Source organism: Streptomyces sp. WMMB 714 (assembly GCF_900090125.1).
Taxonomy (GTDB): domain Bacteria; phylum Actinomycetota; class Actinomycetes; order Streptomycetales; family Streptomycetaceae; genus Streptomyces; species Streptomyces daqingensis.
The window spans coordinates 385,284-406,589 of record NZ_FMHJ01000001.1 but is presented as its reverse complement, the minus strand read 5'-3'; the positions used below and the strand labels follow the sequence as shown (position 1 = coordinate 406,589).

19 protein-coding genes and 2 tRNA genes are annotated in these 21,306 nt (G+C 70.9%); 18 read left to right on the top strand and 3 right to left on the bottom strand.

The features are described from left to right. Positions 1-105 precede the first annotated feature (105 nt). From H181DRAFT_RS01570 to H181DRAFT_RS01555, 4 genes are all read left to right on the top strand, one after another. Complete coding sequence (locus tag H181DRAFT_RS01570; protein WP_045862298.1) at positions 106-426, top strand: TIGR02611 family protein; 321 nt, start codon at positions 106-108, stop codon at positions 424-426. Between the two features lie 64 nt (positions 427-490). Then, positions 491-562: transfer RNA gene (locus H181DRAFT_RS01565), tRNA-Val, on the top strand. A 293-nt stretch (positions 563-855) separates the two neighbouring features. Continuing rightward, the gene (locus H181DRAFT_RS01560) at positions 856-1,338 is read left to right on the top strand and encodes an SRPBCC family protein (RefSeq protein ID WP_045862297.1); all 483 of its coding nucleotides are present in this window, start codon (positions 856-858) and stop codon (positions 1,336-1,338) included. A gap of 33 nt (positions 1,339-1,371) precedes the next feature. Next, positions 1,372-1,443: transfer RNA gene (locus H181DRAFT_RS01555), tRNA-Val, on the top strand. Positions 1,444-1,528: 85 nt separating this feature from the next. Here H181DRAFT_RS01555 and H181DRAFT_RS01550 read toward each other — a convergent pair. Further along, a complete protein-coding gene (locus H181DRAFT_RS01550) occupies positions 1,529-2,233 on the bottom strand; it encodes a 3'-5' exonuclease family protein (RefSeq protein ID WP_074467661.1) in 705 nt (234 codons plus the stop codon). Positions 2,234-2,466: 233 nt separating this feature from the next. Here H181DRAFT_RS01550 and thrS point away from each other — a divergent pair, with 233 nt between their 5' ends. Next, the gene (thrS, locus tag H181DRAFT_RS01545; protein ID WP_045862296.1) at positions 2,467-4,443 is read left to right on the top strand and encodes a threonine--tRNA ligase; all 1,977 of its coding nucleotides are present in this window, start codon (positions 2,467-2,469) and stop codon (positions 4,441-4,443) included. Between the two features lie 117 nt (positions 4,444-4,560). Continuing rightward, on the top strand, positions 4,561-5,124 hold the full coding sequence (locus H181DRAFT_RS01540; protein WP_045862295.1) for an HIT family protein: 564 nt from the start codon (positions 4,561-4,563) through the stop codon (positions 5,122-5,124). An 81-nt stretch (positions 5,125-5,205) separates the two neighbouring features. Here the strand turns inward: H181DRAFT_RS01540 and H181DRAFT_RS01535 are convergent, their stop codons facing one another. Together H181DRAFT_RS01535 and H181DRAFT_RS01530 are read right to left on the bottom strand one after the other, a co-directional pair. After that, positions 5,206-6,876 (bottom strand): hypothetical protein, encoded by a 1,671-nt coding sequence (locus H181DRAFT_RS01535; RefSeq protein WP_045862294.1) that lies wholly within the window; start codon positions 6,874-6,876, stop codon positions 5,206-5,208. A gap of 153 nt (positions 6,877-7,029) precedes the next feature. After that, complete coding sequence (locus tag H181DRAFT_RS01530) at positions 7,030-9,237, bottom strand: elongation factor G-like protein EF-G2 (protein WP_045862546.1); 2,208 nt, start codon at positions 9,235-9,237, stop codon at positions 7,030-7,032. 432 nt (positions 9,238-9,669) lie between these two features. On the opposite strand from H181DRAFT_RS01530, the gene pgsA reads away from it, so the two are divergent. The 12 genes from pgsA to secD all read left to right on the top strand — a co-directional run bounded on the left by pgsA (position 9,670) and on the right by secD (position 21,306). Continuing rightward, positions 9,670-10,323, top strand: a complete 654-nt coding sequence (pgsA, locus tag H181DRAFT_RS01525; RefSeq protein WP_045862293.1) for a phosphatidylinositol phosphate synthase — start codon at positions 9,670-9,672, stop codon at positions 10,321-10,323. Beyond that, complete coding sequence (locus tag H181DRAFT_RS01520; RefSeq protein WP_045862292.1) at positions 10,320-11,315, top strand: phosphatidylinositol mannoside acyltransferase; 996 nt, start codon at positions 10,320-10,322, stop codon at positions 11,313-11,315. Before pgsA ends, H181DRAFT_RS01520 begins: the two co-directional genes overlap by 4 nt. Beyond that, the gene (locus H181DRAFT_RS01515; RefSeq protein WP_045862291.1) at positions 11,312-12,475 is read left to right on the top strand and encodes a glycosyltransferase family 4 protein; all 1,164 of its coding nucleotides are present in this window, start codon (positions 11,312-11,314) and stop codon (positions 12,473-12,475) included. The genes H181DRAFT_RS01520 and H181DRAFT_RS01515 overlap by 4 nt, the downstream gene beginning before the upstream one ends. 312 nt (positions 12,476-12,787) lie before the next feature. Further along, positions 12,788-13,345: a membrane protein gene (locus tag H181DRAFT_RS01510; protein ID WP_045862290.1), complete on the top strand. Its 558-nt coding sequence runs from the start codon at positions 12,788-12,790 to the stop codon at positions 13,343-13,345. Between the two features lie 201 nt (positions 13,346-13,546). Continuing rightward, positions 13,547-14,473 carry a pyridoxal 5'-phosphate synthase lyase subunit PdxS gene (gene pdxS, locus H181DRAFT_RS01505; RefSeq protein ID WP_045862289.1) on the top strand — a complete coding sequence of 309 codons (927 nt, stop codon included), beginning with the start codon at positions 13,547-13,549 and terminating at the stop codon, positions 14,471-14,473. Between the two features lie 117 nt (positions 14,474-14,590). After that, positions 14,591-15,184: a pyridoxal 5'-phosphate synthase glutaminase subunit PdxT gene (pdxT, locus tag H181DRAFT_RS01500; RefSeq protein WP_045862288.1), complete on the top strand. Its 594-nt coding sequence runs from the start codon at positions 14,591-14,593 to the stop codon at positions 15,182-15,184. Positions 15,185-15,338: 154 nt separating this feature from the next. Then, positions 15,339-16,097: a YebC/PmpR family DNA-binding transcriptional regulator gene (locus H181DRAFT_RS01495; protein WP_045862287.1), complete on the top strand. Its 759-nt coding sequence runs from the start codon at positions 15,339-15,341 to the stop codon at positions 16,095-16,097. Between the two features lie 239 nt (positions 16,098-16,336). Then, entirely contained in the window at positions 16,337-16,975 is a 639-nt protein-coding gene (gene ruvC / locus H181DRAFT_RS01490) for a crossover junction endodeoxyribonuclease RuvC (RefSeq protein ID WP_078895406.1), read from the top strand. Continuing rightward, a complete protein-coding gene (gene ruvA, locus H181DRAFT_RS01485; RefSeq protein ID WP_045862286.1) occupies positions 16,972-17,607 on the top strand; it encodes a Holliday junction branch migration protein RuvA in 636 nt (211 codons plus the stop codon). The genes ruvC and ruvA overlap by 4 nt, the downstream gene beginning before the upstream one ends. A 70-nt stretch (positions 17,608-17,677) precedes the next feature. Continuing rightward, a complete protein-coding gene (ruvB, locus tag H181DRAFT_RS01480; RefSeq protein WP_045862285.1) occupies positions 17,678-18,787 on the top strand; it encodes a Holliday junction branch migration DNA helicase RuvB in 1,110 nt (369 codons plus the stop codon). A gap of 165 nt (positions 18,788-18,952) precedes the next feature. Next, positions 18,953-19,453: a preprotein translocase subunit YajC gene (gene yajC, locus H181DRAFT_RS01475; protein WP_045862284.1), complete on the top strand. Its 501-nt coding sequence runs from the start codon at positions 18,953-18,955 to the stop codon at positions 19,451-19,453. Positions 19,454-19,581: 128 nt separating this feature from the next. Further along, on the top strand, positions 19,582-21,306 hold the full coding sequence (secD, locus tag H181DRAFT_RS01470; RefSeq protein WP_045862283.1) for a protein translocase subunit SecD: 1,725 nt from the start codon (positions 19,582-19,584) through the stop codon (positions 21,304-21,306).

Sequence of the window (21,306 nt, the reverse complement as noted above, 5' to 3'; positions counted from 1 at the left end):
CCCTCTGACCGTTTTGCCAGTAATGCAGCCCTTGATATGGCCTGTCGCCTTTCTGGGGCGTACGGCTATTCCGGTGACCCCCGGCGCGTCGGTTAGGTTGGCAGCATGTGCGCAGAGCGTGACGAGAAGCCTTTGGGGTCTCGCGCCCCGAGGTTCATCAAGGCATCGCGACCCCTCCACCTCAGCTGGCGTGTGGTGATCTTCGTGCTCGGGCTGGCGGTCGTGGGCGGCGGCATCGTGCTGCTCCCGCTGCCGGGTCCGGGCTGGCTGATCATCTTCGCGGGCATCGGCCTGTGGGCGACCGAGTTCCCCTGGGCGCAGCGTGTGCTGCGCTGGACGAAGCGCCAGGTGAGGGAGTGGTCGCACTGGTGGAAGGTCCGCAGGGAGGAGCGGAGGCAGCTCAAGCGGGAGGCCGGGCGGCGGTGACGGCCAGGCTCCGCCGACCGGGTCATCAGCACCCGCTGACATGCGGTAATCTTGTGCGCGCAGCGGGCGATTAGCTCAGCGGAAGAGCGCTTCGTTCACACCGAAGAGGTCACTGGTTCGAACCCAGTATCGCCCACTTCCCGCGGATCACTCCGGGGTGCGAGCCGAAAGGCAGCACCCCGGTTTTCGTATGCGCATACCTTCGGCCGTGCCGCATTCCGCCGGCCGGTCCTCTTCCGTTTTCCCGAGGTCTCCCCATGGACGGAATTCGCCCCGGGCGGCGAGAACTTGGGAATGGTCTTCGTGCCGAATGGGCGAACTGGCGGTGTGCGGCGGAAATTCGGGGCGGGGCTCGGTGAGGGCGAGGCGGGTCGGCCGCCGCGAAGGGGAGTGGGTTGCGGACCCGGGATGCGGGGGACTGGAGCGCCCATGGACTCGAAGCTGTACAGGTTCCGGTTCCGGAGCGTGTGGCGCCTTTCCGCGCCGCCGGAGCGGGTCTTCGCCGTGCTCGAACGGGGCGAGGAGTACCCCGCGTGGTGGCCGCAGGTGAAGGAGGTCCGCGACGCGGAGGGCGGGCCGGAGGCGGAGGGGAGAGCGCGTATCCGCTCGTTCCTTCCGTACGACCTGTGGATCACGGGGCGGGGGACGCGGCGCGATCCGGCTGCCGGGGTCCTGGAGATGGAGATCGGCGGCGACCTGGCGGGCTGGGCGCGCTGGACGGTCGGGCGCTCCGCCGCCGGACCGGGCGGGAGCACCGCCGTCTACGAGCAGCAAGTGGAGGTGCGGAGCCCGCTGCTGAGGCTGCTGACGCCACTGGGGCGTCCCCTCCTCCGGGCCAACCACGCGTGGATGATGCGGGCAGGCCGGCGGGGCCTGCAGCGGCGGCTGGGAAGGGGTTTGGATGATGACTGAGCGGCACTGTATGGTTCTGCCCGTGCCGCGAGCGGGCGATTAGCTCAGCGGAAGAGCGCTTCGTTCACACCGAAGAGGTCACTGGTTCGAACCCAGTATCGCCCACATGATGCGTAAGGCCGGTCCGTCAACCGACGGGCCGGCCTTCGCCGTTGTCGGGCGTGCCGCCTTCGCGGTCCGCCCGGGCCGCTCATTCGGTGATCACGGGCCGCAGCGGCCACGCGGGGTAGCTCTTCGACTGCGTGCACGGCGCGAACCAGGCGGCGGAACCGCGGGCCTCACCGGCGTACCAGACGGCCTGAAGCGCGTGCAGTACCGGAGGCGTGAGCCGTCCCAGCTGGGGCGCGTAGTGGCGGCCGAGCGCCCGTACGAGCGCCAACGTTGCGACGGCGGCGGGCCCGGGATCGGTGAGGGGCTCCGCAAGAGGTTCGGTCTCCGGGCCGCACCGCAGAGGGACGCCGTAGTCCACGCACAGGTCGGAAAGGCGTCGGCGGCCAGCGGTGCGGTTGAGCCGCCTGTCGAGGAGCACGGGATCGACGACGCACAGGCTGCGGTGGCCGAGGTAGGCGGTCAGGGGGCGGTTCCGGTGGCGTCTCAACTCGCGGTCGAGCAGCGTCAGATCGTAGGGAGCGTGCGCGACGGCGAGCGGCCCCGCGGCGGCTCCGGCCAGGCTCCTGGCTACAGCCTCCACGACGGGCCCCGCCGGTGCGCCGGGCGTGGACGGCCAGCTGTGCACCTCGGTGGGGGCGTGCGGTGACTGCTGCACGGCGAGCGCGGCGGCCGTCAGCGCGTCGTGTTCGGGGTCGGGGCCGCTCTCCGCGTCCGCCCCGGGCCGGTCCGGCGGCCGGGCGCGTACGGTCAGTGCGACGAGCGGCCCTTCGTACCACGGCGTCATGGCACCACTTCCCGTCCGTGGGAGCGTCCCCGCAGCTGATACCGCAGAGCGGCCCCGGTCAACCCCTGCTTCCGGTACCGGATCACCGGCGTGCTCCGGAGAGCGGGGAAACGCGCGGCGGGAGCGTGCGGGAGCGCGCGCAAACCGTTTCGCGGAGCGGGGTGCGGGCTCGGTACGATTCGAGCGTGCCCGGCATTCGCCGGCGCACCCCAGTTGAGAGTCAGGAGAGACCGGTGACCGACGTCCGTGTGATCATCCATCGCGATTCCGAGCGGGAAGAGCGCGTGGTGACTACGGGCACGACGGCCGCCGCTCTCTTCGAGGGCGAGCGCTCCGTCATCGCCGCCCGCGTCGCCGGGCAGCTCAAGGACCTGGCGTACGAGGTCGCCGAGGGCGACGAGGTCGAGCCGGTCGAGATCTCCAGCCCGGACGGGCTCGACATCCTGCGGCACTCCACCGCGCACGTCATGGCGCAGGCCGTGCAGGAGCTGTTCCCCGAGGCGAAGCTCGGCATCGGCCCGCCCGTCCGCGACGGGTTCTACTACGACTTCGACGTGGCCGAGCCCTTCACCCCGGACGATCTGAAGCTCATCGAGAAGAAGATGCAGCAGATCCAGAAGCAGGGGCAGCGCTTCTCCCGTCGCGTCACGAACGACGAGGACGCCCGCGAGGAGCTGGCGGACGAGCCGTACAAGCTGGAGCTGATCGGACTGAAGGGCTCCGCCGCCGAGGCCGCCGAGGGTGCCTCCGCGGAGGTCGGCGCCGGCGAGCTGACCATCTACGACAACCTGGACGCCAAGTCCGGCGAGCTGTGCTGGAAGGACCTGTGCCGCGGTCCGCACCTGCCGACGACCAGGGCCATCCCCGCGTTCAAGCTGATGCGCAGCGCCGCCGCGTACTGGCGCGGCAGCGAGAAGAACAAGCAGCTCCAGCGCATCTACGGCACCGCGTGGCCGACCAAGGACGAGCTGAAGGCGTACCTGGAGTTCCTCGCCGAGGCCGAGAAGCGCGACCACCGCAAGCTGGGCGCCGAGCTCGACCTCTTCTCCATCCCGGAGGAGCTGGGTTCGGGGCTGGCCGTCTTCCACCCCAAGGGCGGCGTCGTACGCAAGGTGATGGAGGACTACGCGCGGCGACGGCACGAGGAGTCCGGCTACGAGTTCGTCAACACCCCGCACATCTCGAAGGAGCAGCTCTTCGAGACCTCGGGGCACCTGCCGAACTACGCGGAGTCGATGTTCCCGCCCCTGGAGTTCGACGGGCAGAACTACCGGCTGAAGGCCATGAACTGCCCGATGCACAACCTGATCTTCAAGGCGCGGGGGCGTTCGTACCGCGAACTGCCGCTGCGGCTCTTCGAGTTCGGGACGGTCTACCGCTACGAGAAGTCAGGCGTCGTGCACGGCCTGACCCGTGCGCGGGGGTTCACGCAGGACGACTCGCACATCTACTGCACCAAGGAGCAGATGGCGGACGAGCTCGACAGCCTGCTGACCTTCGTGCTGAACCTGCTGCGCGACTACGGCCTCAGCGACTTCTACCTGGAGCTGTCCACCCGCGAGGAGGGCAACCCCAAGTTCATCGGTGAGCCGGAGGAGTGGGAGGAGGCCACCCGGACGCTGCGGGAGGCCGCCGGCAAGCAGGGCCTGGAACTGGTGATGGACCCGGGCGGTGCCGCCTACTACGGGCCGAAGATCTCCGTGCAGGTCAAGGACGCCATCGGCCGGACCTGGCAGATGTCCACCCTCCAGGTCGACTTCCAGCAGCCCAAGCGGTTCGGCCTGGAGTACACCGCGGCCGACGGCTCCCGGCAGCAGCCGGTGATGCTGCACCGCGCGCTCTTCGGCTCCATCGAGCGCTTCTTCGCCGTCCTGCTGGAGCACTACGCGGGGGCGTTCCCGGCGTGGCTCGCCCCCGTGCAGGCAGTGGGCATCCCGATCGGCGACACGCACGTGCCGTATCTGGAGGAGTTCGCCGCCGAGGCGAAGAAGAAGGGCCTCCGCATCGAGGTCGACTCCTCCTCGGACCGGATGCAGAAGAAGATCCGCAACGCCCAGAAGGCCAAGGTCCCCTTCATGATCATCGCGGGGGACGAGGACGTCTCGGCCGGCGCGGTCTCCTTCCGCTACCGGGACGGCTCCCAGAAGAACGGCGTGCCGCAGAACGAGGCGGTCGCGGAGCTGCTGGACGCCGTCGAGCGCCGCGCATAGGGTCCGCGGCGGCCCCGGGGACGCCGCCCGGACGCCTGCGTTCCTTCACGTTCCCGAGCTGCGCTGCGCGGGCCCCCAGGGTCACCCTGGGGCCCCGCGCCGTACCGCGGAAGTTCTATGCTGGCCCGCATGACGAGCGAGCCGGAACAGCAGATCGGGGTCGGAACGCCGGACGCGTTCCAGCGCCTGTGGACACCGCACCGCATGGCCTACATCCAGGGCGAGAACAAGCCCACCGGTCCCAACGCTGAAGACGGCTGCCCCTTCTGCGCCATCCCCGCCAAGAGCGACGAGGACGGCCTCGTCCTGGCCCGCGGCGAGCACGTCTACGCGGTGCTGAACCTCTACCCGTACAACGGCGGGCACCTCATGGTCGTCCCGTTCCGTCACGTCGCCGACTACCCGGACCTGACGGCGGAGGAGACCGGCGAGCTCGCGGAGTTCACGAAGGACGCCATGAGGACGCTGCGTTCCGTGTCCGGCGCGCAGGGCTTCAACATCGGCATGAACCAGGGCTCCGTCGCGGGCGCCGGCATCGCCGCCCACCTGCACCAGCACATCGTCCCGCGGTGGGGCGGCGACACCAACTTCATGCCGGTCGTGGGGCACACCCGGGTGCTGCCCCAGCTTCTCGGCGAGACGCGCAGGATGCTCGCCGACGCGTGGCTCGGGAAGAGCTGACCGACTACCCGCGCCGGGAGGCTGCCGGCACGTACGCGTGTGCCCCGGACCTACGGGTCCGGGGCACACGCGTCGCGGGCGTCAGGCGTCGTAGGCGTCGGCCTTCCTCGGCTCCGCGTCCTGGACCAGGCCGCTGAGGGCGAGCGAACGGGCGCCGAAGCGCTCGGTGTTGCAGCCGTTCTCCTCCAGTACGCGCATCGCTGCGGAGTGCACGACGCGCAGTACGGGAGTCGCCGCGCGCAGCGCGTCGTCCGCCATGAAGCGGTGCCGCCAGGGCTTGTCCGCCCAGGCGTGCCGCAGCCCGAACGGTTCGGGGAGCGTCAGCTTGCCGCCGAGGAAGTCCAGCACCGGAGGGAACCACGTGAAGGGGGCGCGGGCCGCCAGCCGGACCACCTCCGGGGCCTCCACCAGGGGCTGTGAGATCTCCTTGGTCTCCCAGAACTTGACGCTCTTGGAGACCTCCTTGGTCTTCGCCTTCGGCTTCGTGGTGAAGAGCGGGTGGACGGGGCCGAGCGCGTGTCCGGTGACTTCGATGCGCAGCGTGTGGTGCAGCACCGTCACCGTGATCAGCAGGGTGATCACCAACTGGCCGTCCCAGAGCACGAACTGGACACCCAGGTAGTGGCGGTTGCCGCTGCCGAACTGCTGCTCGTTGCAGATGCGCTGTATCTCGAAGTCCTTGATGCGGTAACCCTCGACCTCCTGGCCTTCGGGCCGCTTGACCTCCTTGGCGCCCTCACCGATGGGGGAGACGATCCAGTGGCGTATGGAGGGCCGGGGGAAGCCGCCGGTGTGCAGGGGGCCCCGCTCCAGCATGCGCAGCTGGTCGGAGATCGCGCGGATCACGTCCCAGCTGCGGAAGGGGTTGATGTCGGAGCCGGGTTTGGCGGGAACGAGCTCCTCGGCGAGCTGCCAGCTTCCCCACCGGGTGCCCATGCCCAGTATCCCCTTGGGGCCCGCGTAGTAGACGAGGTTGCTGGCCTGCTCGGCGCTGAGCTTCGCCAGGCCGAGGCGGATGCGCTCCGCGCCCGCGTCGCCCGGGTCCTGCGGCACTGCCTCGGGGATCTTGGCGCCGACGCCGCCGCCTCCCAGCAGCTGCTCCCACTGGCCGCGCAGCAGCTTCGCGGAGCGCTCGCACACCTGCTTCGCCCACAGCCAGCCGACGATGGGCGCGATCAGCATCCCCCGCAGGTAGAGGGCGAGCACCCCGGTGAAGGGCAGCTTGAGCACGAAGAGCACGGCGAGCCCGCCCAGCGCGACCATCGCCGCGACGCCGAAGGCGCCCACGCGTTTGTTCTGCGAGCCCGCGAGGGCGCGGCGCAACTGGAAGGCCAGTAGCCAGAGAAGGGTGCCGGGGAGGAAGAGCACCCCGAAGATCGACATGATGACGGTCAGCCGGGTGTCGCGGTCCTTGCGGATCCTGGTGGCCGCGAGGCAGTGCTCGACGACCGTCTGCGGCTCGATGCCGAAGGACTGGATGAGCGCCTTGCGGGCGCCGCCGAGCAGCCGCACCTGCACGGCACGGGAGAACGCCTCGCCCAGGTTCGGCTCGAAGAGCGACAGGCGGGGCGCCTTGACCTTGGCTTCGCTGTTCGCCTCGATGAGGCCCTTCATCTCGGTGTCGCGGTAGGCGGCCGACGCGAGTGCCTGAGTCGCGGCCGTCTGGCCGCCCGAGCCCGAGAGCGGTACCTGGGCTCCGGGACTGAAGTCCGACGCGGCCTCGATCCCTTCGAAGTCCTCGAATCCGGCCACTGAGCCCCCACTTCGCTATGCCTCGCCTTGCGCGTGCCCCCACGGCCGCACGTCCGCGACGCTGCCGTGCCCACGTACGCGCCGACCACGGCACATTCCCAACTGCCGTGGCCGGCACACTTATTCACGCGTCTTTTCCCAGCGTAGCGGTGATCAGCCGCCGTTCTGGGCCGCTTCCAGGATCTTGCTCGCCAGTTGCTGCGGCATCGGTTCGTGGCAGGCGTAGGAGCGCGTGAAACGGCCCGTCCCGTGGGAGAGCGAGCGCAGCTCCACGGCGTAGCGGCTGATCTCGATCTCGGGGACCAACGCCCGTACGAGCGTGTGGCCTTCGGACGCCTGCTCCGTGCCGGAGACCTTTCCGCGCCGTCCGGACAGGTCGCTCATCACCGATCCGACGTACTCGTCCGCCACCGTCACGCCCAGCTCCGCGACGGGTTCCAGCAGGTGGATGCGGGCCTTTGACGCGCACTCGCGCAGCGCCAGCGCGCCGGCCATCTGGAAGGCGGCGTCGGAGGAGTCCACCGAGTGCGCCTTGCCGTCGTGCAGCGTCGCGCGGAAGTCGACCAGGGGATGTCCGGCGGCGACGCCCTTGGCGGCCTGCGCCCTGATGCCCTTCTCGACGGAGGGTATGAACTGCCGCGGCACCGCGCCTCCGACCACCTTGTCGACGAACTCGATGCCCGAACCGCCGGGCAGCGGTTCCACGGTGATCTCGCAGATCGCGAACTGGCCGTGCCCGCCCGACTGTTTGACGTGCCGTCCCCGCCCCGCGGCCTCCTCGGCGAAGGTCTCCCGCAGGGACACCTTGTGCGGCACGGAGTCGACGTTCACGCCGTACCGGCTGCGCAACCGCTCCAGGGCGACGCCCATGTGGGCCTCGCCGAGGCACCACAGGACGAGCTGTCCGGTGCCGGAGTCGTGTTCCAGCCGCATCGTGGGGTCCTCGGCGACGAGCCGCGCCAGGCCCTGCGAGAGCTTGTCCTCGTCCGCCTTGCTGTGCGCCTGGATGGCGACAGGCAGCAGCGGATCGGGCATGGCCCACGGCTCCATCAGCAGCGGATCGTCCTTGCCGGACAGGGTGTCGCCGGTCTCCGCGCGCGACAGCTTCGCCACGCAGGCGAGATCCCCGGCGACCGCCTTCGGCAGCGGCCGCTGCTGCTTGCCGAAGGGCGCGGACAGGGCGCCCACGCGCTCGTCCGCTTCATGGAGTTCCCGGCCCTCGAGGCCGCGGTCCTCCAGCCCGTGGCCGGAGACGTGGACCGTCTGATCGGGGCGCAGCGTGCCGGAGAAGACCCGGACGAGCGATACGCGTCCCACGTACGGGTCCGAGCTGGTCTTGACGACCTCCGCCGCCAGCGGCCCCTCCGGGTCGCAGGTGAGCGCCGGCCGGGGCTTGCCCTCCGGCGTGGTGACGGCGGGGATCTCGCGCTCCAGCGGCGTCGGGAAGCCGCCGGTGATCAGCTCCAGCAGCTCGACGGTGCCGAGCCCCTGCGTGCTGCCGCCGGCGGCCGGTGCGGCGGCGAGCACGGGGTGGAAGACGCCCCGGGCCACGGCCTTCTCCAGGTCCGCGATGAGGGTCTTGATGTCGCAGTCGCCGCCTTCGAGGTACCGGTCCATCAGGGACTCGTCCTCGCTCTCGGCGATGATCCCCTCGATGAGGCGGCTCCTGGCGTCCTCGATCAGCGGCAGCTGGGCGGGGTCGGGGTCGCGCTCGGTGCGCTTTCCCGACGAGTAGTCGAAGATCCGCTGGGAGAGCAGCCCGATGAGGCCCTGGACGGGCGCGTGGCCGTCGGCCCCCTGCTCGCCGCGCAGCGGGAGGTAGAGCGGCAGGACGGCGTCGGGGTCGTCGCCGCCGAAGACCCGCCGGCAGGTGTCGACCATCTCCTCGAAGTCGGCGCGTGAGGCGTCGAGATGGGTGACCACGATGGCGCGCGGCATCCCGACGGCGGCGCACTCGTCCCAGACGAGGCGGGTGGCGCCGTCCACGCCGTCCGCGGCCGAGACGACGAAGAGGGCCGCGTCCGCTGCCCGCAGACCGGCCCTCAACTCCCCGACGAAGTCGGCGTATCCAGGAGTGTCCAGTACGTTGATCCGGATGCCGTTCCACTCGACCGGCACCAGGGAGAGCTGCACCGAACGATGTTGACGGTGCTCTATCTCGTCGTAGTCCGAGAGCGAGGCGCCGTCCTCGACCCTGCCCGCTCTCTTCACCGCCCCGGAAGCCAGGGCCAGCGCCTCCACGAGGGTGGTCTTGCCCGATCCGCTGTGGCCGACCAGTACCACGTTGCGCAGTTCGGACGGATGGCCGGCCGCCACCGCCCTGCCGGCGGCTCCGGGGTGTGCACTCGCCTTGTCGCCCATGTGTCCCGCCTTCCGGTCGACACTTCCGGGTCCGTCGCGGTGACCGCGGTACTTCGAGCTTTCCACCGCTGCCAGCATGCGTCCATACGTGACGCAGGGGGCGATTCGGACCAGGACGGGAGCGGGGGAGCGGGGGCCGGAACGGCCTTCCGGCAGCGGCGGAGAAGGCCCGCGGCGCGTCACCGTCCGCCACCCTGCCGCTCACGAGGCGCAGCCGGCAGCGCAGGCAGCGAGGGCGGTGCGACTCAGCGTCACCGGTGACGGGCCGGCCATGCGGCTTCCGGTCTCCCGGGGCCGCCGGCCCGCAGAGCGCCCGTGCGCGCCGCTCCAAGGTGCTGCGGGTCCGTGGACTTGAGCCCTCGCGAGGCTGACTACGATGGGCTCCCCGGTGGCCCGCATCCGTCACCGGAGCCGTCGAACTTCGGGACAACCATGCTGAACAAGTACGCGCGTGCGTTCTTCACGCGTGTCCTCACTCCGTTCGCCGCCCTGCTGCTGCGCCTGGGAGTGAGCCCCGACACGGTCACCCTGATCGGCACGGGCGGGGTGGTGGCGGGCGCGCTGGTCTTCTACCCGCTGGGCGAGTTCTTCTGGGGCACCGTCGTCATCACGCTCTTCGTCTTCTCCGACCTCGTCGACGGCAACATGGCACGGCAGCTTGGCCGTTCGAGCCGCTGGGGCGCCTTCCTCGACTCCACGCTCGACCGCGTCGCGGACGCGGCCGTCTTCGGCGGCATCGCCCTGTGGTACGCGGGCGGAGGCGACGACGTGCTGATGTGCGCCGTCGCCATCTTCTGCCTGGCCAGCGGGCAGGTCGTCTCCTACACCAAGGCGCGCGGCGAGAGCATCGGACTGCCGGTCGCCGTGAACGGGCTGGTGGAACGGGCGGAACGGCTCGTCATCACGCTCGTGCTGACCGGGTTCTCCGGACTCGCCAAGTTCGGCGTGCCGCACATCGAGATCCTTCTGCCCGTCTCGCTGTGGATCGTCGCGCTCGGCAGCCTCGTGACGCTGGGGCAGCGGGTCGTGACCGTCCGCCGGGAGGCCGCGGAAGCCGCCGAGGCAGAAGGGACGGGCACGGCGTGAGCACCGCCCGCGAACAGCTGACGGACTCCCTGTACGGCTTGGGCTGGGCCTCCGTGCGCAGGCTTCCCGAGCCCGCCGCGGCGGCCCTGGGGCAGCGCATCGCGGACATCGCTTGGAAGCGGCGCGGCCGGGGCGTACGCCAGCTCGAGGCGAACCTCGCCCGCGTGGTACCCGACGCGACTCCCGAGCGGCTGCACGAGCTGTCCCGCGCGGGCATGCGCTCCTACCTGCGGTACTGGATGGAGGCCTTCCGCCTGCCCTCGTGGAGCGGGGAGCGCATAAGGGAAAGCGTGCGGATCACCGACCTGCACCGGCTGACGGACGGCATCGCGTCCGACAGGGGCGTCATCCTCGCCCTGCCGCACCTGGCGAACTGGGATCTGGCCGGCGCGTACGTCACCGCGGGCCTCAAGACGCCCTTCAGCACCGTCGTGGAGCGCCTGAAGCCCGCCTCGCTCTTCGACCGCTTCGTCGCCTACCGCGAGAGCCTGGGCATGGAGGTGCTGCCGCACTCCGGCGGCGCCGCCTTCGGGACGCTCGCACGGCGGCTGCGGGACGGCGGCCTGGTGTGCCTGGTGGCGGACCGCGACCTGTCCGCGTCCGGCGTCGGGGTCACGTTCTTCGGTGAACGTACGCGCATGCCCGCCGGGCCCGCCCTGCTCGCGCAGCAGACCGGTGCGCTGCTGCTCCCCGTCACCCTCTGGTACGAGGGGCCGCCGGTCCTGCGGGGACGCGTGTACCCGCCCGTCGAGGTGCCCGCGGAGGGCACGCGCGAGGAGAAGACGGCGGTGATGACGCAGGCCGTGGCGCGCTGCTTCGAGGAGGGCATCGCCGAACACCCGGAGGACTGGCACATGTTGCAGCGTCTGTGGCTCTCCGACTTCCCGGAACCCGACGGTTCCGGACGCGAGGGAGAGACCCGTGCGGCGGGCGCGGCCGGTACGGGGGGCGACGGCGTCGCGGCGCCGCCGAAGGAGGACCGGGAGGCATGAGGATCGGGATCGTCTGCCCGTACTCCTGGGACGTGCCCGGCGGCGTCCAGTTCCACGTCCGCGACCTCGCGGAGCATCTGACGGGCCTCGGCCACGAGGTGTCCGTGCTGGCGCCCTCGGACGACGAGACCCCGCTGCCGCCGTACGTCGTCTCGGCGGGACGGGCCGTGCCCGTGCCGTACAACGGCTCCGTCGCCCGGCTCAACTTCGGCTTCCTGTCCGCGGCGAGGGTGCGGCGCTGGGTGCACGACGGCCGTTTCGACGTGCTGCACATCCACGAACCCGCCACGCCCTCCCTCGCGTTGCTCGCCTGCTGGGCGGCGGAGGGCCCCATCGTCGCGACGTTCCACACCTCGAACCCCCGCTCCAGGGCGATGATCGCGGCGTACCCGATCCTGCAGCCCGCGCTGGAGAAGATCAGCGCTCGCATCGCGGTGAGCGAGTACGCACGGCGGACCCTGGTCGAACACCTCGGCGGGGACGCGGTGGTGATCCCCAACGGCGTGGACGTCGACTTCTTCGCCCGCGCCGAACCCAAAGCCGAGTGGCAGGGCGGCACGATCGGCTTCATCGGCCGTATCGACGAGCCGCGCAAGGGACTCCCCGTCCTGATGGACGCCTTCCCGCGCATCCTGGAGGCGCTGCCGGAGACCAGGCTCCTCGTCGCCGGACGCGGCGACGAGAAGGAAGCGGTCGAGGGGCTGCCCGCACCCATGCGTGAGCGCGTGGAGTTCCTCGGCATGATCAGCGACGAGGACAAGGCGCGGCTGCTGCGCAGCGTCGACCTGTACGTGGCGCCGAACACGGGAGGGGAGTCCTTCGGGATCATCCTCGTCGAGGCGATGTCCGCGGGGGCGCCGGTGCTGGCCAGCGACCTGGACGCCTTCACGCAGGTCCTCGACGGGGGAGAGGCCGGGGAGCTCTTCGTGACGGAGGACGCCGGGGGCCTCGCCGAGGCCGCGGTGCGGCTGCTGGGCGACGCGGCGCGGCGCGAGGAGCTGCGCGCCTACGGCAGCAGGCACGTACGCCGGTTCGACTGGGACACCGTCGGCGCCGACGTCCTCGCCGTCTACGAGACGGTCGCCGACGGCGCCGCCGCCGTCGCCCCCGACGAGCGCATCGGACTGCGCGCCCGCTTCGGGCTGGCCGCGCGGGACTGACACCGGACGGGGCAGAGGTGCGCGGGAAGAGCGGCAGGCGGGCAGGCCGCCGGCCGGCACGGCTGCTCCAGCAGGGGCCGGAAGCAGCTCCGACGGACGGCACGAGCCGGCTGAGGACCTAAGCTCTGTCCGGCAACTCCCGTCCGGGCGGCGGCACCTGGCACGCGCCCACGCTGCGCCGGTCGATCGTCGGCGCGGCCCGCCGCGCTCTCCTGCTCCGCCTCGCGATCGCACGCATCGGACACCGCAACCCACGTCCCGACGGACGTACGAGGCCATTCGTCAGACAGAACCTGGAAGAACACCGGAGCGATGCCCACCACGACCACCCTGATCCTCCTCGCCGTCGCCGTGCTCCTGATCGGCGTCTACCTCAGCTGGACGGCGGGCCGCCTGGACCGGCTGCACGCCCGTATCGACGCCGCCAAGGCCGCCCTCGACGCGCAGCTGCTGCGCCGCGCCTCCATCGCGCAGGAGCTGGCGACCGCCGGCGTGCTGGACCCGGCGGCCTCGATGGTCCTCTACCAGGCCGCGCACGACGCCAGGCAGGCCGAGGAGGACCAGCGGGAGGTCGCCGAGAGCGAGCTGAGCCAGGCGCTGCGTGCCGTCTTCGACGAGAGCGCCCAGGTCGACGCCGTGCGCGCGGCGCCCGGCGGGGAGGACGCGGCCGGCGAGCTGGCAGCCGCGGTGCGGCGGGTGCCGATGGCGCGGCGGTTCCACAACGACGCGGTACGGGCCGCGCGTGCGCTGCGCCGCCACCGCACGGTCCGGTGGTTGCGGCTGGCGGGCTACGCGCCCTTCCCGCTGGCCTTCGAGATGGACGACGAGCCGCCGCCCGCACTCGCGGACCGGGGCAACGGGGCTCCCTGACAGCCGACTTGGGCCGGGAAGGCGGCCGCGGCGCCGGTGCGGCGGGCCGGCGTGTGCGAGGCGGCATCGGGTGCGGCGGCTGCGTCGTGCAGGCCACTGCACCGGAATTGGCCCTTTTCCAAGGCCACCCCTTTCGGTGACCGTGTATTCAGCGGACCTACCATGGTCCTGTCGTACTTTCGCGTCGAGTGAGGTCATAGCGTGTCCACCCCGTCTTCCGAGTCCCCCGCCACCCCCGCCCCGGGGCCCGAGACCGGCACCGCGCGCGTCAAGCGCGGTATGGCCGAGCAGCTCAAGGGCGGCGTGATCATGGACGTCGTGACGCCCGAGCAGGCGAAGATCGCCGAGGACGCGGGCGCCGTCGCGGTCATGGCCCTCGAGCGGGTCCCCGCCGACATCCGCCAGCACGGCGGCGTCGCGCGGATGTCCGACCCCGACATGATCGAGGGGATCATCGAGGCCGTCTCGATCCCCGTGATGGCCAAGTCGCGCATCGGCCACTTCGTCGAGGCGCAGATCCTGCAGGCCCTCGGCGTCGACTACATCGACGAGTCCGAGGTCCTCACCCCGGCCGACGAGGTCAACCACAGCGACAAGTTCGACTTCACGACCCCGTTCGTCTGCGGCGCCACGAACCTCGGAGAGGCGCTGCGCCGGATCGCCGAGGGTGCGGCCATGATCCGCTCCAAGGGCGAGGCGGGCACCGGCAACATCGTCGAGGCCGTCCGCCACATGCGGCAGATCAGGGGCGAGATCGGCAAGCTCAAGGCGCTCGACAACCACGAGCTGTACGCCGCGGCGAAGGAGCTGCGCGCGCCGTACGAGCTGGTGAAGGAGGTCGCCGAGCTGGGCAAGCTGCCCGTCGTGCTCTTCTCCGCCGGCGGCGTCGCCACCCCCGCCGACGCGGCGCTCATGCGTCAACTGGGCGCCGAGGGCGTCTTCGTGGGCTCCGGCATCTTCAAGTCGGGCGACCCGGCGAAGCGCGCCGCGTCCATCGTGAAGGCCACCACCTTCTACGACGACCCGAAGATCATCGCCGACGCGTCCCGCGGACTCGGCGAGGCGATGGTCGGCATCAACTGCGACACGCTGCCCGAGGGCGAGCGCTACGCCTCGCGCGGCTGGTAACAGCACCGCGGGCCCTCCCGCCGTCGAGTCAGCACCCGGTCCCGTGCGCCGCAGCGTCTTCGGCCGGGGCCGGGTGCCGGCCTCACCGCAGCAGCACCGTACGAGAGGCATCAAGCCGTGAGCACTCCCAAGGTCGGCGTCCTCGCCCTCCAGGGCGACGTACGCGAACACTTCGCCGCGCTCTCCGCAGCCGGCGCCGAGGTGAGTGCCGTGCGGCGTCCCGAGGAGCTGGCGGACGCCGACGCACTGGTCCTCCCCGGCGGCGAATCGACCACGATGTCCAAACTGGCCATCGCCTTCGGCCTGATGGAGCCGCTGCGCGAGCGCGTGCACGCGGGCATGCCCGCCTACGGCTCGTGCGCAGGGATGATCATGCTCGCCGACAAGATCCTCGACCCGCGCTCGGGCCAGGAGACCGTCGGCGGCATCGACATGATCGTGCGGCGCAACGCGTTCGGGCGGCAGAACGAGTCGTTCGAGGCTCCGCTGGAGGTGCGCGGCGTCAAGGGCGGCCCGGTCGAGGGCGTCTTCATCAGGGCGCCGTGGGTGGAGTCGACCGGCGCGCGGGCCGAGACGCTGGCCGTCTATGACGGGCACCCCGTCGCCGTACGCCAGGGCCGCCTGCTGGCGACCTCCTTCCACCCCGAACTCACCGGAGACCACAGGGTCCACGCCCTCTTCGTGGACATGGTGCGCGACGCCCTCGCCTGATCCCGTCGCCGGGGCGCCGTACGGGGAGTCCGCGCGAGTCCATGCCGCGGAAGCGGGGACGAACGGTGCGGAACGCGGGGCGGTCGGCGCGCTGAGCCGCTGACGGTAGGATCTCCGCGTTGGTTCATGTCGGTGACGTCGAAGGAGCGAGGCTGTGTCCGGCCACTCTAAGTGGGCAACCACCAAGCACAAGAAGGCCGTGATCGATGCCAAGCGCGGCAAACTCTTCGCCAAGCTGATCAAGAACATCGAGGTCGCGTCCCGCACGGGCGGAGCCGACCCCGAGGGGAACCCGACTCTCTACGACGCCATCCAGAAGGCCAAGAAGAGCTCGGTGCCCAACAAGAACATCGACAGCGCGGTGAAGCGGGGCGCCGGCCTGGAGGCGGGCGGCGCCGACTACGAGACGATCATGTACGAGGGCTACGGCCCGAACGGTGTGGCCGTGCTCATCGAATGCCTCACCGACAACCGCAACCGCGCGGCGTCGGACGTGCGTGTCGCCATGACGCGCAACGGCGGCTCCATGGCCGACCCCGGCTCCGTCTCCTACCTCTTCAACCGCAAGGGCGTCGTGATCGTCCCGAAGGGGGAGGACGGGCTCTCCGAGGACGACGTGCTCGGCGCGGTGCTCGAGGCCGGGGCCGAGGAAGTCAACGACCTGGGCGAGAACTTCGAGGTCATCAGCGAGGCGACCGACCTCGTCGCCGTCCGCACGGCACTCGTGGACGCCGGCATCGACTACGAGTCGGCCGACAACAGCTTCCTGCCCAGCGTGCAGGTGCCGCTGGAGGAGGAAGGCGCCCGCAAGATCTTCAAGTTGATCGACGCGCTGGAGGACAGCGACGACGTACAGAACGTCTTCGCCAACTTCGATGTGGCGGACGACGTCATGGCCAAGGTCGACGCCTGACGGCGCACTTGGGCCCTTCCGGCGCCCGGGGCTCCGGCCGCCCGTGCGGGGAGGCCGGAGCCGCAGCACGATCCCCTCGTCAGCCCGCCGCGCGTGCGCCCGCTGCCCCGGCCTCCCGCCGAGGGGGTTTCACCTGCCCGCTCCGCTGCGGCCCCCGCGTCGTTGTCGGTACCTGCCGATAGCCTGCGGGGACTGCTGGGAGAAGCCTGAAGACCCGAAGGCGAACGAGGAGGACCTGGGTGCGTGTGCTCGGTGTCGACCCGGGACTGACCCGCTGCGGGATCGGCGTCGTCGAGGGCGTCGCCGGACGGCCGCTGACGATGCACGCGGCCGGGGTCGTACGCACGGGAGCGGACCTGGAGATCCCCGAACGCCTCGTCCTCATCGAGCGGGGCGTGGAGGAATGGCTTGACGCGCACAGTCCGGAAGCGGTCGCCGTGGAGCGGGTGTTCAGCCAGCACAACGTGCGTACGGTGATGGGCACAGCCCAGGCCAGCGCCGTCGCCATGCTCTGCGCGGCGCGCCGGGGCCTGCCCGTCGCGCTGCACACGCCGAGCGAGGTGAAGGCGGCGGTCACCGGCTCGGGAAGCGCGGAGAAGGCGCAGGTCGGCGCCATGGTCACCAGGCTGCTCCGGCTGGACGCCCCGCCGAAGCCCGCCGACGCGGCCGACGCGCTCGCGCTCGCCATCTGCCACATCTGGCGCGCACCGGTGCAGCAGCGGCTCAACCGCCTCCAGCAGGCCCACGCGCAGCACGCCGCGGGCCGGGCGCCCGCTTCCGGTGCGCCGGGCGGTACCCGGCAGGCCGCCGCACGTTCGACTGCCGCCGCAGCGGCGGCGGACGCCTCCACCCGAGCTCCGAAAGGCACCAGCCGATGATCGCCTTCGTCTCCGGACCTGTCGCCGCCCTGGGGCCGGACACCGCGGTGATAGAGGTCGGCGGCGTCGGCATGTCGGTCCAGTGCGCGCCGGACGTGCTGGCGCAGTTGCGCGTCGGCAAGCACGCCAGACTGGCCACGTCCCTCGTCGTCCGCGAGGACTCGCTGACGCTGTACGGCTTCGCGGACGACGACGCGCGCCAGACCTTCGAGTTGCTGCAAACCGCCAGCGGCGTCGGCCCCCGGCTCGCGCAGGCCATGCTCGCCGTGCATTCACCGGACGCCCTGCGCCTGGCCGTCGCCGAAGGGGACGAGAAGGCGCTGACCGCCGTGCCGGGCATCGGCAAGAAGGGCGCACAGAAGCTGCTCCTGGAGCTGAAGGGCCGTCTGGGCGAGCCCGTTCCGGGCGCCGGCGGCCAACTCGCCGCCCGGGGCGGGACCTCAGCTCCCGGCGGGGGCTGGCGAAGCCAACTCCACGCGGCGCTCGTCGGGTTGGGGTATGCCACGCGGGAGGCCGACGAGGCGGTCGCCGCCGTCGCGCCGCAGGCGGAGGCCGCGGCTGCTTCCGGGACGGAGCCGCCCGTACCGCAGTTGCTGCGCGCGGCCCTGCAGACGCTGAACCGGGCGCGGTGAACCGGGCGGTGCGCCCTTCGCAGGGCGGACGGATCAGGTACGTGCACACGCGGATGCGGCAGAGGCGGTCATGAGCAGGGACGGGAACGAGGAATTCGCGGCGGGTCCGGGCGCCGGGTCGGAGGCCGGAGCGGACCGTCTCGTCGGCCCCGAGGCGGACAGCGAGGAGAGCGCCGTCGAGGCGGCCCTGCGCCCGAAGGAACTGGGCGAGTTCATCGGTCAGCCCAAGGTGCGCGAGCAGCTCGACCTCGTGCTGAAGGCCGCGCGGCAGCGCAACGGTACGGCCGACCACGTACTGCTCTCGGGCGCACCGGGGCTGGGCAAGACGACCCTGTCCATGATCATCGCGGCGGAGATGGCCGCGCCGATCCGCATCACCTCCGGCCCGGCCATCCAGCACGCGGGCGACCTGGCCGCGATCCTCTCCTCGCTCCAGGAGGGAGAGGTGCTCTTCCTCGACGAGATCCACCGGATGTCCCGTCCCGCCGAGGAGATGCTCTACATGGCGATGGAGGACTTCCGCGTCGACGTGATCGTCGGAAAGGGCCCCGGAGCAACGGCGATCCCCCTGGAACTGCCGCCGTTCACCCTCGTCGGCGCCACCACCCGCGCCGGCCTGCTGCCGCCGCCGCTGCGCGACAGGTTCGGCTTCACCGCGCACATGGAGTTCTACGAACCGCACGAGCTGGAGCAGGTCGTGCACCGCTCGGCCCGGCTGCTCGACGTCGAGATCGACGCCGAAGGTGCCGCCGAGATCGCCGGGCGCTCCCGGGGCACGCCCCGCATCGCCAACCGCCTGCTGCGCCGCGTCCGGGACTACGCCCAGGTCAAGGCCGACGGCTCCGTCGACCGGGACATCGCCTCCCGGGCCCTGGGCGTGTACGAGGTCGACGAGCGGGGCCTGGACCGGCTCGACCGGGCCGTGCTGACCGCTCTGCTGAAGCTGTTCGGCGGCGGGCCTGTCGGTCTCTCGACGCTCTCCGTCGCGGTCGGCGAGGAGCGTGAGACTGTTGAGGAAGTGGCCGAGCCGTTCCTCGTACGCGAGGGCCTGCTCGCCCGTACTCCGCGGGGCCGCATCGCCACACCGGCGGCATGGGACCACCTGGACATGCCGCGGCCCCCGCAGAATCCGCCGCAGTCACCGGGCGGAACGGGACAACAGGGGTTGTTCGGAGCGTGACCGGGCAGATACTCGCGCGCTCAGGAACCCCAGTGCCATGCTTGACGTTGTTCCATCGGCGAGGGCTCGCTTAGACTCCGCCGACGTCGTTCCTCGTAGGTGCGGCGCGCCCACCCCGAAATCTTGGCCGCTGAAACGCGGTCGTGTGAAGGACATTCTTCCGCCGTGAATATCGTTACTCTCCTCCCCTTCATCGTGCTCATCGGGGCCATGTTCCTGATGACCCGGTCCGCAAAGAACAAGCAGCGTCAGGCCGCCCAGATGCGGGACTCGATGCAGCCCGGCACCGGCGTCCGGACCATCGGGGGCATGTACGCCACCGTCAAGGAGATCCGCGATGACACGGTCCTCCTTGAGATTGCTCCCGGTACGCACGCGCTCTTCGCGAAGAACGCCGTGGGCGCCGTCCTGGAGGCCGACGAGTTCGACCGGATCGTGAACGCCACTCCGGACGACCTCGAGATCGGAAAGTCGGTCGTTCCGGACGACGCCTCCTCCCTGACCTCGGACGATTCCTCCTCCGACGACTCGAAGGTGGATTTCGCCAAGTCCGAGGCCGACGACGACGCCGACGACACCGCCGAGAGCGGTTCGAAGGACGCCGCGGCCACGACTGACGAGAAGTCCGGTGACGTCAAGCGCAAGGGCGAGTCCGGCTCGGAGTAAGGTCGGCGCCGCCGGGCCGGTGACCGGGCCCGGCGGCGGAGCATGTCCGAAGACCATTTGTGCGCCGCGTGGCGGCCCGACTCGACTCCTGGGCCGGCACCGGCGGTTGGGACAGGAGAGACGAGAAGGTGGCAGCACCGAAGAAGGGCCGCAGGAGCCCGGGCGCCCACGGGAAGCCGGGGCGCTCGCTGATTCTGATCCTGCTGGTCTTGGGGGGTCTGACCGGGGGCATGTTCCTCTCCGGGCACACCACTCCCCGGCTCGGCATCGACCTAGCCGGGGGCACGAGCATCACGCTCGAAGCCAAGAACCAGCCCGGCAAGGCCGACGCGATCAACCCGACCAACATGAAGACCGCCGTGGGCATCATCGAGCGGCGCGTGAACGGTCTGGGTGTCTCCGAGGCCGAGGTCCAGACCCAGGGCGACCGGCACATCATCGCCAACATCCCCCGGGGGACGAACGAGAAGCAGGCCCGTGAGCAGGTCGGCACGACCGCCAAGCTGGCCTTCCGTCCCGTTCTGACCTACGCGCCGTCCACGCCGCAGCCCAAGCCCTCGCCCTCAGAGTCGGGCGGCAAGAAGGACGGGAAGGGCGACAAGGCCGAGCAGGGCGACAAGGGCGAGCAGGGCCGTGCGGTGACGGACGACCTGCGGGCCGCGCCGGCGGACGACGACAAGCCCTCTCCCAAGCCCGACCAGACGAAGCCTCCCACGACCCCGCCGCAGCAGCAGCCTCCGGGCGTCACCCCGGAGTTGGCCAAGAAGCTCGCGAAGGCCCAGTGCAACACCAAGGAGCAGCGGGCCAGGACGAGTGAGCAGGCCGCGGCGACGGAGCAGGACAAGCCGATCATCGCCTGCGACGCCAAGCAGAGGCTCAAGTACGTGCTGGGCCCCGTCGGGGTCGACGGCAAGAACGTCACCGACGCAAAGGCCCAGTTCGACCAGAAGCGCGGCCAGTGGATCGTCACCATGTCGTTCGACGACAAGGGGTCGAAGAACTTCGGCGACACCACCGGCGAGCTGAGCAAGAAGCAGCAGCCGCAGAACCAGTTCGCGATCGCGCTGGACGGCGAAGTGGTCTCCGCCCCGTCCGTGGACCAGCGGCTGACGGCGAACGCCGAGATCTCCGGCAGCTTCACCCAGGAGTCCGCCGAGGAGCTCGGCAACATCCTCAGCTACGGCGCCCTTCCCCTGACCTTCGAGGAGTCCGACGTCACGACGGTGACCGCGGCCCTCGGCAGCGATCAGCTCAAGGCCGGTCTCATCGCGGGTGCCATCGGCCTCGCGCTGGTGATCATCTACCTCGTGGCGTACTACCGCGGGCTGTCGCTCATCGCGATCCTCAGCCTCCTCGTCTCTGCGGTGCTCACCTACACGCTCATGTCGCTGCTCGGTCCGGCCATCGGCTTCGCGCTGAACCTGCCCGCGGTCTGCGGTGCGATCGTCGCGATCGGTATCACCGCGGACTCGTTCATCGTGTACTTCGAACGCATCCGGGACGAGATCCGCGAGGGCCGCACGCTCCGGCCCGCCGTCGAACGGGGCTGGCCCCGCGCCAGGCGCACGATCCTGGTCTCCGACTTCGTCTCGTTCCTCGCGGCGGCGGTGCTCTTCATCGTCACCGTCGGAAAGGTGCAGGGCTTCGCGTTCACGCTCGGCCTCACCACGCTTCTCGACGTCGTCGTGGTCTTCTTCTTCACCAAGCCCCTGATGACGGTGCTGGCCCGAGGAAAGTTCTTCTCCAGCGGCCATCCCTGGTCCGGCCTTGACCCGACGAGGCTCGGCGCCAAGCCCCCGCTGCGCCGCGGCCGCCGCTCGTACGCCGTCAGCACCGACCCGAAGGAGGCATGA

Bases quoted from the DNA above. Each gene is read 5' to 3' on its own strand.
- H181DRAFT_RS01570 (WP_045862298.1), top strand. From the start codon at position 106: ATGTGCGCAGAGCGTGACGAGAAGCCTTTGGGGTCTCGCGCCCCGAGG.
- H181DRAFT_RS01560 (WP_045862297.1), top strand. From the start codon at position 856: ATGGACTCGAAGCTGTACAGGTTCCGGTTCCGGAGCGTGTGGCGCCTT.
- H181DRAFT_RS01550 (WP_074467661.1), bottom strand. From the start codon at position 2,233: ATGACGCCGTGGTACGAAGGGCCGCTCGTCGCACTGACCGTACGCGCC.
- H181DRAFT_RS01540 (WP_045862295.1), top strand. From the start codon at position 4,561: ATGCTGGCCCGCATGACGAGCGAGCCGGAACAGCAGATCGGGGTCGGA.
- H181DRAFT_RS01530 (WP_045862546.1), bottom strand. From the start codon at position 9,237: ATGGGCGACAAGGCGAGTGCACACCCCGGAGCCGCCGGCAGGGCGGTG.
- pgsA (WP_045862293.1), top strand. From the start codon at position 9,670: ATGCTGAACAAGTACGCGCGTGCGTTCTTCACGCGTGTCCTCACTCCG.
- H181DRAFT_RS01515 (WP_045862291.1), top strand. From the start codon at position 11,312: ATGAGGATCGGGATCGTCTGCCCGTACTCCTGGGACGTGCCCGGCGGC.
- H181DRAFT_RS01510 (WP_045862290.1), top strand. From the start codon at position 12,788: ATGCCCACCACGACCACCCTGATCCTCCTCGCCGTCGCCGTGCTCCTG.
- ruvA (WP_045862286.1), top strand. From the start codon at position 16,972: ATGATCGCCTTCGTCTCCGGACCTGTCGCCGCCCTGGGGCCGGACACC.
- ruvB (WP_045862285.1), top strand. From the start codon at position 17,678: ATGAGCAGGGACGGGAACGAGGAATTCGCGGCGGGTCCGGGCGCCGGG.